This window comes from Pseudomonas sp. HP_08 (assembly GCF_055284095.1).
In genome coordinates this window covers 65,163-76,973 of the sequence record NZ_JBTOQC010000002.1, presented here as the reverse complement: position 1 = coordinate 76,973, position 11,811 = coordinate 65,163, and the positions used below count along the sequence as shown (strand labels likewise).

Here is an 11,811-nt window from a genome sequence, read left to right as displayed (position 1 = left end):
TGCGCCGAGGCGATCATGCCCACGCGGGGGGTCGTTTTTCGAGAAAGGCGTTCAGGCCTTCCTGGCCTTCTGCGCTGACCCGGATACCGGCAATGGTGCTTTCGGTGCGCTGGCGCAGCGCATCGCTCAACACGCCGCTGCCGACGTCATGCAGCAGCGCCTTGCCCACACGCATGGCTTGCGGGCTGTTGAGCAGCAAGGTGCTGATCCATTGCTCGACGGCGGCTTCCAGTTCATCTGCCGGGTACGCTTCGGCCAGCAGGCCCAGCTCCCGCGCCCGCTCGCCGGAAAACCGCTCGCCGCTCAAGGCATAGCGGCGGCTGACGCGTTCGCCGAGGGCTTGCACGACATACGGGCTGATCACCGCCGGCACCAGGCCGATACGGACTTCGGACAGACTGAACAGCGCATCCGCCGCGCCGATGGCGATATCGCAACAGGCAGCCAGGCCGACCGCGCCGCCAAAGGCTGCGCCTTGCACCACCGCCAGCGTCGGAAATGGCAGGTGGTACAGCAGGCTCATCAGCTCGCCCAGCTCGTGGGCGTCCTTGAGGTTGGCGGCGTAATCGAGCTTCGCGCTGGCCTGCATCCAGGCCAGATCGGCGCCAGCGCTGAAGTGCTTGCCACGCCCGCGCAGCAACAGAAAACGCACCTGCTCGTCATCGTTGAGCTGGCGCAGCACCTGCACCAGTTCGGCAATCATCAGGGCGTTGAAGGCATTGTTCTTGTCGGGCCGGTTCAGCCACAGCGTGACAATGCCGCGTGGGTCGCGTTGCAGTTCGATAGTGGTGAAATCATTCATATGTCATTCCCTGGTTTCACATGTAGGAGCGCGCTTGCCCGCGACCGGCTGCGTTAGCAGTCGTAAATTTGTAGCGTTTAATCAATTTTTGCGAGCGCTGACGCAGCCGGTCGCGGTGGTCCGGCATTCCGGCAAGCGCGCTCCTACATGCGGAACACGCCGAAGCGGGTGGCTTCGATGGGTGCGTTGAGGCTGGCCGAAAGCGCCAGCGCCAGGACTTCGCGGGTTTGCGCCGGGTCGATGACGCCGTCGTCCCACAGCCGGGCGCTGGAATAGTAGGCATGCGCCTGCTGCTCGTACTGATCGATGATCGGTTGCTTGAGGCGTTGCTCGTCTTCGGCGCTGAAGGCCTGGCCTGCGCGTTGCGCCTGTTCCTGTTTGACCTGCACCAGCACGCCGGCGGCCTGTTGCGCGCCCATCACGCCGATTTTGGCGTTGGGCCACATCCACAGAAAACGCGGGTCGTAGGCGCGGCCGCACATGCCGTAATTGCCGGCACCGAAGCTGCCACCGATGATCACGGTAAATTTCGGCACCCGCGCGCACGCCACGGCGGTCACCAGCTTGGCGCCGTGCTTGGCGATGCCGCCGGCTTCGTATTTTTGCCCGACCATGAAGCCGGTGATGTTCTGCAAGAACAGCAAGGGAATGCCGCGCTGGCAGGCCAGTTCGATAAAGTGGGCGCCCTTTTGCGCGGCCTCGGCAAACAGAATGCCGTTGTTGGCGAGGATCGCGATCGGGTAGCCATTGAGCCGTGCAAAGCCGCAGACCAGCGTGCTGCCGAACAGCGCCTTGAACTCGTCGAGTGCCGAGTCATCGACGATGCGCGCGATGATCTCGCGCACATCGAAGGGCTGCTTGGTGTCGCTGGGGATCACGCCGTATAGCTCGTCGGCGGCATAACGCGGGGCGATGGGCGCCAGCGCTTGCAACTGCCCGAGCTTGCGCCAGTTGAGGTTGGCCACGCAGCGCCGTGCCAGCGCCAGCGCATGGGCGTCGTTGTCGGCATAGTGATCGGCGACGCCGGAGGTCTTGCAATGCACATCGGCGCCGCCGAGTTCTTCGGCGGTGACCACTTCACCGGTCGCGGCCTTGACCAGCGGGGGACCGGCGAGAAAGATCGTTGCCTGCCGGGCGACCATGATGGTTTCATCGCTCATGGCCGGCACATAGGCGCCGCCTGCGGTGCACGAGCCCATGACCACGGCGATTTGCGGTATGCCCTGGGCGCTCATGTTGGCCTGGTTGAAAAAGATCCGGCCAAAGTGATCGCGGTCGGGAAACACCTCGTCCTGACGCGGCAGGTTGGCGCCGCCGGAGTCCACCAGGTACAGGCACGGCAAGCGGTTGTGCTGGGCAATTTCCTGCGCGCGCAGGTGCTTCTTGACCGTCAGCGGGTAATAACTGCCGCCCTTCACCGTGGCATCGTTGGCGATGATCATGCATTCGACGCCCTCCACCCGGCCGATGCCGGCGATCACGCCCGCTGCCGGCACGTCTTCGCCGTAGACCTGATAGGCGGCCAGTGCGCCGATTTCAAGAAACGGCGAGCCGGGGTCGAGCAACTGGCCGATGCGCTCGCGGGGCAGCAGTTTGCCGCGCCCCACATGCCGTTGCTGGGCCTTGGCGCCACCGCCTTCGTGAACCTGGGCCAGCAAGGCGCGCAGGTTGTCGACCTGCACCCGCATGGCTTCGCGGTTGGCCAGATAGTCGGCAGAACGGGTGTTGAGTTGGGTCTTGAGTGTGGTCATGGCTGCCTCTTCTTATTCTTGGCCGATACCTCAGAGCGTTTCGTTGAACAGCTCGCGGCCAATCAGCATGCGGCGGATTTCGCTGGTGCCGGCACCGATCTCGTAGAGCTTGGCGTCACGCCACAGCCGGCCGACCGGAAACTCGTTGATATAGCCATTGCCGCCCAGAATCTGGATCGCCTCGCCGGCCAGCCACGTGGCTTTTTCAGCGGTATACAAAATCACCCCGGCGCAGTCCTTGCGCACCTGACGCACATGGCCGCTGCCCAGCGCATCGAGGTGCTTGCCCACCGCATACAGGTAGGCGCGGCACGCTTGCTGGGTGGTGTACATGTCGGCCATCTTGGCCTGGATCAACTGGAACTGGCCGATACTCTGGCCGAACTGCTTGCGGTCATGGATATACGGCACCACCACGTCCATCGCCGCCTGCATCAGCCCCAGCGGACCACCGGACAATACGGCGCGTTCGTAATCGAGGCCGCTCATCAGCACCTTGACGCCCTCGCCCACGCCGCCCAGCACGTTTTCCTGCGGCACCTCGACATCCTGGAACACCAATTCTCCGGTGTGCGAGCCGCGCATGCCGAGCTTGTCGAGCTTTTGCGCGACCGAGAAGCCGCTCGAACCCTTCTCGACAATGAACGCGGTCATGCCCTTGGCGCCAGCGGCCAGGTCGGTCTTGGCGTAGACCACCAGCACATCGCAATCGGGGCCGTTGGTGATCCACATCTTGGTGCCGTTGAGCACATAACAGTCGCCACGCTTGTCGGCGCGCAGCTTCATCGATACCACGTCGGAGCCGGCATTGGGCTCGCTCATTGCCAGCGCGCCGATGTGCTCACCGCTGATCAGTTTCGGCAGGAAGCGGCGCTTCTGTTCATCCGTGCCATTGCGGTTGATCTGGTTGACGCACAGGTTGGAGTGCGCGCCATAAGACAGGCCGATGCCGCCGGCGGCGCGGGAGATTTCTTCCATGGCGATCATGTGCGCCAGATAGCCCATGCCCGAACCGCCGTATTCCTCGCTGACGGTCAGGCCCAGCAGGCCCATATCGCCGAACTTGCGCCACAGGTCCATGGGGAACTGGTCGGTGCGATCGGCCTCTTCAGCGCGAGGGGCAATTTCCTTGGCCGCAAAACCGGCCACGGCATCGCGCAGCATGTCGATTTCTTCGCCGAGGAAAAAATTCAGTCCCGGTAGATGGCTCATGTGCTTCTCCGTTGTTATCGATTCTTATAGGAATGAGGTTAGATCACTGCTGCGCGCGCGTTACAACTGCGCCGCCGGGATACGCACGGTCGGGCTGGTTGCATCATGAAACTGCGGCGGGTTGCGCCATTGCGCCAGCAGCGTGTCTTTGCGTTGCAAGGCGTGTTGCAGGTAGCGATCCTTGACTGCGCCGTAGCCGCGCACCGCATCCGGCAATGACGCCAGCTCAACGGCCAGGTCAAGGTTTTCTGCGGTCAGGCCATCGAGCAACTCATCGAGCACCGCCTCGTAATCGCGCTGCCAGGCCAGCTCTGCCTTGCGCTCGTGGGTACGGGCAAACGGGTCGAGCCAGGTGTTGCGCACCGATTTCAAGCGGCTCAGCACGCGCAGGGCCTTGAGCATCCACGGGCCGTAGCTGGACTTTTTCGCTTTCTCGCCGGCCGCCGCGTTGTTCATCAATGGCGGCGCCAGGTGAAAGCGCAGGCGGTAGTCGCCTTCGAACCCGGCCTCGATCTTTTTCAGAAACTCGCCATCGGTGTACAGCCGCGCCACTTCGTATTCATCCTTGATCGCCAGCACCTTGAACCAATGCCGTGCCACCGCTTCGCTCAGCGCGCCGGGGCTGCCGGTCAGGCGGGTTTCGGCGGCGATAAACGCCTCGACTTTTGTGCTGTAACGCCTGGCATAGGCGGCGTTCTGGTACTGGGTCAGGAACGTGATACGGCGGGCGATCTGTTCCTGCAGGGTCAGCGACAGCACCCGGTCAGCGCTTTTGACTTGGGCGGCATTGATCTTGGCCTCGACACGCGGCAGGTCATGGGCCGCCCGACGTCCCCAGACAAATGCGGCCTTGTTGAACGCGACCGCCGTGCCGTTCAGGTCGATGGCGTGCAGCAGCGATGCTTCGCTCACCGGCAGCCAGCCCTTCTGGCAGGCGAAGCCGAGCATGAAGGTGTTGGTCGCAATCGAGTCGCCCATCAAGGCGGTGGCGATGCGGCTGGCGTTGAGAAACTGCGCCTGTTTTTCACCGACCGCTTCGGTGATTTGCCGGGCCATGTCGGCGGTGCGGAATACCGGATCCGGGTGCGCCTGCACATCGCCGCTTTCGGCCTGGCGGGCGAAGGTGCGCACGAACGTGCCGGTGATGCTTTCTTCGCTGTTGATCACTGCAAAGGTCACGCCTTGGCGCATTTTCAGCATGGTTTCGGTGTTGGCACTCACCACCAGGTCGCAGCCCAGCAGCAGGTTGGCTTCGCCTTCGGCAATCCGCGGCGCATGCAGCTGGTGCTGATGCGCGGCAATGCGAATGTGCGACCAGACCGCGCCGCCTTTCTGCGCCATGCCGGCCATGTCCAGGCTCAGCGTGCCCTTGCCTTCGATAAAGGCCGCCATGCCCAGCAACGCGCCGATGGTCACCACGCCGGTGCCGCCCACGCCCGTGATGAGGATGCTGAACGGTTGCGCCAGCGAGGCCGTTTGCGCGGCTGGCAGTTCCCAATGCTCGGCATCGGCCAGGGCCTTGGGTTTGCGCAGCGCGCCGCCTTCGATGGTGACGAAGCTGGGGCAGAAGCCTTCCAGGCAGGTGAAGTCCTTGTTGCACGACGACTGGTCGATCTCGCGCTTGCTGCCGAATTCGGTTTCCACCGTGGTCACCGACATGCAGTTGGACTGGCTGCTGCAATCGCCACAGCCTTCGCACACCGCCTCGTTGATCATCACCCGGCGCGCCGGGTCGGCAAACTTGCCGCGTTTGCGCCGACGGCGTTTTTCGGCGGCGCAGGTCTGGTCGTAGATCAGCGCCGAGACGCCCTGATATTCGCGCAGTGATTTCTGCACCTCGTCCATGCGGTCGCGGCGCAGCACCGGCACGTCCGGCGCCAGATCGGTGATGGTGGTGTAGCGTTCGGTGTCGTCGGTGACCACCACGATGCGTTGCACGCCTTCGGCCGCCAGTTGCCGGGAAATCTGCGCCACGCTCAGTGAGCCATCGACCGGTTGGCCGCCGGTCATGGCCACCGCGTCGTTGTAGAGAATCTTGTAGGTGATATTGACCTTCGCGGCCACGGCCGCACGGATCGCCAGCAAGCCTGAGTGGAAATAGGTGCCGTCGCCCAGATTGACGAACACGTGCGGGGTGCGGGTGAACGGCGCCTGGCCGATCCAGGCCGCGCCCTCGCCGCCCATCTGGCTGAAGGTCTTGGTCTGCGGGTAGATCCAGGCGGCCATGTAGTGACAGCCGATGCCGGCCAGCGCGCGGCTGCCCTCGGGCACCTTGGTCGAGCTGTTGTGCGGGCAGCCCGAGCAGTAATGCGGCAGGCGGTCCATCAATGTATTGAAGCGCCGATTGGCCGCCAGCCCGGCTTCGAGCACCGCCAGCGACACCTGCAGTTCGCCGCTCTGGTGGTAACGCAGAATGCGCTTGGCCAGCGCGCGGGCGATTTGCGACGGGGTCAGGTCGCTGGTGGCTGGCAGCAGCCAGTCGGTGTGCGGCCGGGTCCATTCGCCCTTGTCATCGAACTTGCCGACGATGCGCGGGCGCACATCTTCACGCCAGTTGTAGAGTTCTTCCTTGAGCTGGTACTCGATCATCTGGCGCTTTTCTTCGACCACGATGATCTCTTCCAGGCCCTCGGCGAAGTGCCGCACGCCTTCGGCATCCAGCGGCCAGACCATGCCGACCTTGTACACGCGCAGGCCCAGTTGCGCGGCACGGGCTTCATCGATGCCGAGAATTTTCAGCGCCTGGCAGACATCGAGGTACGACTTGCCGGAGGTGACGATGCCGATCCGCGCCTTGGGCGCGTCCAGCACGATGCGGTCCAGGCCGTTGGCCCGCGCATAGGCGGCCACTGCATAGAGCTTGTGCTCCATGAGCCGTTGTTCCTGGGCCAGCGGCGGGTCTGGCCAGCGAATGTTCAGGCCACCGGCCGGCAGTTCGAAATCGGGAATGACCGGGTTGACCCGGTCCAGGCTGATATCGACCACCGCGCCGCTTTCAACAGTGTCGGCCACCGCCTTCATCGCCACCCAGCAGCCCGAATAGCGCGACATCGCAAAGCCGTGCAGGCCGTAGTCGAGGTATTCCTGCACGCCCGAGGGCGCCAGCACCGGGATCATCACCGCCTTGAAAATGTGCTCGGTCTGGTGCGGCAGTGAAGAAGAACGTGCGCCGTGGTCATCGCCGGCGATGGCCAACACGCCGCCAAATTGCGAGGTGCCGGCGGCGTTGGCGTGGCGCAAGACATCGCCGCAGCGGTCGACGCCCGGCCCCTTGCCGTACCACATGCCGAACACGCCGTCGTACTCGGCGCCCTCGAACAGGTTGACCTGCTGGGTGCCCCACAACGAGGTCGCCGCCAGGTCTTCGTTAAGGCCGGGGTGAAATTTGATGTGCTGGGTATCGAGGTGGTCGCGGGCTTTCCACAACGCCTGATCGAAGCCGCCCAAGGGCGAGCCGCGATAGCCGGAGATAAAGCCTGCGGTGGTGAGGCCGGAGGCCTGGTCGCGCTGGCGTTGCATCATCGGCAGCCTGACCAGGGCCTGGACGCCGGTCATCAGGACCGTGCCCGAGGCCTGCAGGTACTTGTCGTCGAGGGTCGGAGCCCTGTCGATAGTCGGAGCTTTGCTGCTCATGCGGCGGTTCCTCAGGCTGTTATTTTTATAATCGAGCGGTTTTCAATTACGTTATCCGGCGCTTGGGCTATCGTAAATTTCTAAAAACAGACATCAGGTATAAAAAAAACAGATGGCGCATCCCCGTGATATTTCCCTTCGCCAACTGCGCTACTTTCGCGCCGCCGCCGAAATGGGCCAGTTCTCGCTGGCGGCCGCCAGCGAGCATATTTCGCAATCGGCGATCACCGCCGCCATTGCGCAACTGGAGCAGACGCTCAATGTCAGCCTGTTCGAACGCCTGCCCTATGGCGTGCGGCTGACCCTGGAAGGCCACCGTTTTCTGGAGCGCACCCGCTCGATTCTGAATGCCGTGCAGGATGCGGTCAGCGAGCCGCTCAGCACCGGTGCGGCGATCAGCGGCACGGTGCGCATCGGCGCCAGCTACACGGTGCTGGGTTATTACCTGCCGACGGTGCTGATGCGCTTTCGGCGCAGCTACCCGAATGTCGAGTTCGATTTGCAGGACATGGACCGGGTGGCCATCGAGCAGGCCGTCTCCAATGGCTCGCTTGATCTGGGGTTGATCATCGTCTCCAACTCGGCGCCGGATCTTGCGCTGAGCAAGGCGGTGTTGATGCAGTCCAAGCGTGAAATCTGGCTGCCGGTGGACCATCCGTTGCTGCAGGCGCAAAAGATCAGCCTCAAGGACATCGAGCCGCTGCCCTACCTGATGTTTACCGTCGATGAAGGCGAAACCTCGACCAACCGCTATTGGCAACAATGCGGGCTCAGCCCGCGCGTCGCCTTCAGGACCAGCTCGATGGAAGCCCTGCGCGGGCTGGTGGCGAACGGCTTTGGCGTGACCGTGCTGTCGAAAATGGTTTTTCGCCATTGGTCGCTGGAGGGCCGGCGGCTGGAAACCCGCACGCTCAGTGATCCGGTGCCGGACATGGAACTGGGGCTGGTCTGGAACGAGAAAACCCTGGTCACCGCCGAGGCCAAGGCGGTGCAGCAGTTTTTATTGCATTCGGTGTGAGGATTGATTTGATTTACAAATCAATGGCACAAGAAAACAAACTTAACAAACGTCAGGAATGGGCAGAAGCTGGCTACTGACACTACTGCGGACTAATGCTGATCAGTTAAGAACAACACGGCCTCGTAGGACCGGCTTTAGCCGGGAACGGCTGCGCAGCAGTCGTAAAATTCAGCATTTGGACAATTTCTGCGAGCGCTACGCGCTCGATCGCAGCTAAAGCAGCTCCTACGAGAGTTCGCTCGGCACACAATAACAAGGAGCACTTTCATGCAAGACGTCGTCATCGTCGCCGCCACACGCACTGCCATCGGCAGTTTTCAGGGTTCACTGGCCAATACGCCCGCTGTCGAACTGGGCGCTGCCGTCATCCGCCGTTTGCTGGAGCAGACCGGGCTGGGCGCCGAGCAGGTCGATGAGGTGATTCTGGGCCATGTGCTGACCGCCGGTGCCGGGCAGAACACCGCACGCCAAGCGGCGATTCATGCAGGCTTGCCGCACACCGTGCCGGCGCTGACCCTCAACAAGGTTTGTGGCTCGGGCATGAAGGCGTTGCACCTGGCCGTGCAGAGCATCCGTTGCGGCGATGCCGAGGTGATCGTTGCCGGCGGCATGGAAAACATGAGCCTGGCGCCCTATGTGCTGCCCAAGGCGCGCACCGGTTTGCGCATGGGCCATGCGCAAATGCTCGACAGCATGATCAGCGACGGCCTGTGGGACAGTTTCAACGATTACCACATGGGCATCACCGCTGAGAATCTGGTGAGCAAATTCGATATCTCGCGCCAGGCGCAGGATGCATTCGCGGCACGCTCACAGGAAAAAGCCCTGCACGCCATCGAGTCCGGGCGCTTTAGCGATGAAATCACCCCGATTCTGATTCCGCAGCGTAAGGGCGATCCGGTGGCGTTTGCCAACGACGAACAACCGCGCGCCGGCACCACGGCAGAATCCTTGGCCAAGCTGAAACCGGCGTTCAAGAGCGACGGCAGCGTGACAGCCGGCAACGCCTCCAGCGTCAATGACGGTGCGGCGGCGGTGCTGCTGATGAGTGCGGCAAAAGCCGAGCAATTGGGCCTGCCGGTATTGGCGCGCATCAAGGCCTATGCCAGTTCCGGCGTGGACCCGGCGATCATGGGCATTGCGCCGGTGTCGGCGACCCGTGCAAGTCTTGCCAAGGCTGGCTGGACTCTGGACGAGCTGGAGCTGATCGAAGCCAACGAAGCGTTTGCCGCGCAAGCGTTGGCGGTGGGTCAGGAACTGCAATGGGACAGTGACAAGGTCAACGTCAACGGCGGCGCCATCGCTCTGGGCCACCCGATCGGCGCGTCAGGCTGCCGCGTGGTGGTGACGCTCGTGCACGAGATGCTCAAGCGCGATGCGAAGAAAGGTCTGGCCACGCTGTGCATCGGCGGTGGCCAGGGCGTTGCGTTGTTACTGGAACGCGGCTGAAACGGAGTCGACTGCGTAGGACCGGCTTTAGCCGGGAAGGCCGTTATGCGGTGCCTGCTTCCCGGCTCAGGCCAGTCCTGCGCCCAGGTTTACGCCAGTGTCGCCAGATCCTCGGCCTTGAACCCTTGCAACGACTCGGTCTGCCCGGTGCGGACCTTGTTGGCCCATTCGGCGTCCGAGATCAGTACACGGCCTACGGCGATCAGGTCGAACTCTTCACGCTCCAGCCGTGCATGCAGGTTGTCCAGCGCGGCGGCACCCGAGCCCTGGCCGCCGAAGGCGCCGAAGAAATCGCCATCCAGGCCCACCGAGCCGACGCTGATGGTCGCAGCCCCCGTGACTTTCTTCGCCCAGCCGGCAAAGTTGAGGCCTTCTTCGCCGTCGATTTTAGGAAATTCCGGCTCCCAGAAGCGCCGTTGCGAGCAGTGCAGAATATCCACGCCGGCCTCGACCAGCGGCGCCAGCCATTCGGTCAGGCCTTGTGGATCGGTGGCCAGGCGTGCGGCGTAGTCTTGCTGCTTCCACTGGCTGACCCGCAGGATCAGCGGAAAGTCCGGCCCCACGGCGGCGCGTACAGCCTTGACCGCCTCGGCGGCAAAGCGCGCGCGTTCGGCAATCGTCGCGCCACCAAAGGCGTCGGTGCGGGTGTTGGTGCCCGGCCAGAAGAACTGGTCGATCAGGTAACCGTGGGCACCGTGCAGTTCAACGGTATCGAAACCCAGGCGCTTGGCATCGGCGGCGGCACGGGCAAACGCGGCCACGGTGTCGGCGATGTCTTCAAGGGTCATTTCCACACCGCGCGGGTCATTGGGGCCGACCAGCCCGGACGGGCTTTCGACCGGGGCATCGGGTACCCATTCGCCACGGGCGCGGGTCGAGCCGGTGTGCCAGATCTGCGGACCGATTCGACCGCCTGCCGCGTGCACGGCCTCGGCGACACCGGCCCAGCCGTTCAGCGCAGGCTCGCCATGGAAAAACGGAATGCCCGGCATATTGCGCGAGGCCGGCCGGTCGATCACCGTGCCTTCGGTCAGGATCAGGCCTACGCCGCCCGCCGCGCGGCGACGGTAGTACTCGGCGTGCTGAGTGCCGGGAATGCCGTCCGGGGCCTGGCCACGGGTCATTGGCGCCATGACGATGCGGTTGGGCAGGTCGAGGCTTTTGAGCGTGAAAGGCGTAAACAGGATGTCGCTGGACATGGAACTCTCCGTGGGAAATCGAGAAAATCAGTCGGCGATTAAGATGACGATCGTCATCTTTGTTGTCAACCTGCTTTGATGACGCTCGACATCAATGTATGCTCAGCGCCTGATCAGTCGATGACAGCAGAGGGTTCAAACATGCGGGTCAGCAAAGCCCAGGTACAAGCCAATCGCGCGCACATCGTCGAGACCGCTTCGGCGCTGTTTCGTGAGCGTGGCTATGACGGCGTGAGTGTCGCGGACTTGATGGCGGCTGCCGGTTTCACCCATGGCGGGTTCTACAAGCATTTTGCTTCCAAGGCCGATCTGATCGCGGAAGCGGCGGCCTGCGGAATCTCCAAGGGCCTGGAAAACAGCGATAGCCTGGACACGGCCGAGCGCTTCAGGCGCTACCTGTCGCGCGAACACCGCGACTCGCCCGATCAGGGTTGCACCATGGCGGCGCTGGGCGCGGATGCGTCGCGTCAGTCAGACGACATCAAGGCGATTTTCGCCAATGGCATCGAAGGCATGCTGGCCAAACATGAGCCGCAGCGCCGCGCCAGAATGATCAGTCTGATTGCCCAGGCAATGGGGGCTGTGGTGATGTCCAGAGCCTGCCCGGACGATTCGCCGCTGGCAGACGAGATTCTCGACACCTGCCTTGCAGATATTCTGGCGCGGCTCGCCAAGTCCTGAAACGGCTGACAATTAAATACATCCAGGACATAAAAAATAACAACAAAATCAACAATTTTCATA

8 protein-coding genes are annotated in these 11,811 nt (G+C 63.0%); 3 read left to right on the top strand and 5 right to left on the bottom strand.

The features are described from left to right. Positions 1–13: 13 nt before the first annotated feature. The 4 genes from ACYAS9_RS03355 to ACYAS9_RS03340 all read right to left on the bottom strand — a co-directional run bounded on the left by ACYAS9_RS03355 (position 14) and on the right by ACYAS9_RS03340 (position 7,398). The gene (locus tag ACYAS9_RS03355) at positions 14–802 is read right to left on the bottom strand and encodes a gamma-carboxygeranoyl-CoA hydratase (protein WP_463566899.1); all 789 of its coding nucleotides are present in this window, start codon (positions 800–802) and stop codon (positions 14–16) included. A 143-nt stretch (positions 803–945) separates the two neighbouring features. Beyond that, complete coding sequence (locus tag ACYAS9_RS03350) at positions 946–2,553, bottom strand: carboxyl transferase domain-containing protein (RefSeq protein WP_463566898.1); 1,608 nt, start codon at positions 2,551–2,553, stop codon at positions 946–948. Positions 2,554–2,583: 30 nt separating this feature from the next. Further along, positions 2,584–3,765 (bottom strand): isovaleryl-CoA dehydrogenase, encoded by a 1,182-nt coding sequence (locus tag ACYAS9_RS03345; RefSeq protein ID WP_463566897.1) that lies wholly within the window; start codon positions 3,763–3,765, stop codon positions 2,584–2,586. A gap of 60 nt (positions 3,766–3,825) precedes the next feature. After that, on the bottom strand, positions 3,826–7,398 hold the full coding sequence (locus tag ACYAS9_RS03340) for an indolepyruvate ferredoxin oxidoreductase family protein (RefSeq protein ID WP_463566896.1): 3,573 nt from the start codon (positions 7,396–7,398) through the stop codon (positions 3,826–3,828). 112 nt (positions 7,399–7,510) lie between these two features. On the opposite strand from ACYAS9_RS03340, the gene ACYAS9_RS03335 reads away from it, so the two are divergent. Together ACYAS9_RS03335 and ACYAS9_RS03330 are read left to right on the top strand one after the other, a co-directional pair. After that, entirely contained in the window at positions 7,511–8,416 is a 906-nt protein-coding gene (locus ACYAS9_RS03335; RefSeq protein WP_463566895.1) for a LysR family transcriptional regulator, read from the top strand. Between the two features lie 270 nt (positions 8,417–8,686). Then, positions 8,687–9,868: an acetyl-CoA C-acetyltransferase gene (locus tag ACYAS9_RS03330; RefSeq protein WP_463566894.1), complete on the top strand. Its 1,182-nt coding sequence runs from the start codon at positions 8,687–8,689 to the stop codon at positions 9,866–9,868. Between the two features lie 89 nt (positions 9,869–9,957). Here the strand turns inward: ACYAS9_RS03330 and ACYAS9_RS03325 are convergent, their stop codons facing one another. Next, entirely contained in the window at positions 9,958–11,067 is a 1,110-nt protein-coding gene (locus ACYAS9_RS03325; protein WP_463566893.1) for an NADH:flavin oxidoreductase, read from the bottom strand. 141 nt (positions 11,068–11,208) lie between these two features. On the opposite strand from ACYAS9_RS03325, the gene ACYAS9_RS03320 reads away from it, so the two are divergent. After that, positions 11,209–11,748 (top strand): TetR/AcrR family transcriptional regulator, encoded by a 540-nt coding sequence (locus tag ACYAS9_RS03320; protein ID WP_463566892.1) that lies wholly within the window; start codon positions 11,209–11,211, stop codon positions 11,746–11,748. Positions 11,749–11,811: the final 63 nt, after the last annotated feature.

What these genes read in the sequence shown, in the direction of transcription:
- ACYAS9_RS03320 (WP_463566892.1), top strand. Translation starts at nt 11,209, where the DNA reads ATGCGGGTCAGCAAAGCCCAGGTACAAGCCAATCGCGCGCACATCGTC.
- ACYAS9_RS03350 (WP_463566898.1), bottom strand. Translation starts at nt 2,553, where the DNA reads ATGACCACACTCAAGACCCAACTCAACACCCGTTCTGCCGACTATCTG.
- ACYAS9_RS03340 (WP_463566896.1), bottom strand. Translation starts at nt 7,398, where the DNA reads ATGAGCAGCAAAGCTCCGACTATCGACAGGGCTCCGACCCTCGACGAC.
- ACYAS9_RS03325 (WP_463566893.1), bottom strand. Translation starts at nt 11,067, where the DNA reads ATGTCCAGCGACATCCTGTTTACGCCTTTCACGCTCAAAAGCCTCGAC.
- ACYAS9_RS03330 (WP_463566894.1), top strand. Translation starts at nt 8,687, where the DNA reads ATGCAAGACGTCGTCATCGTCGCCGCCACACGCACTGCCATCGGCAGT.
- ACYAS9_RS03335 (WP_463566895.1), top strand. Translation starts at nt 7,511, where the DNA reads ATGGCGCATCCCCGTGATATTTCCCTTCGCCAACTGCGCTACTTTCGC.
- ACYAS9_RS03355 (WP_463566899.1), bottom strand. Translation starts at nt 802, where the DNA reads ATGAATGATTTCACCACTATCGAACTGCAACGCGACCCACGCGGCATT.
- ACYAS9_RS03345 (WP_463566897.1), bottom strand. Translation starts at nt 3,765, where the DNA reads ATGAGCCATCTACCGGGACTGAATTTTTTCCTCGGCGAAGAAATCGAC.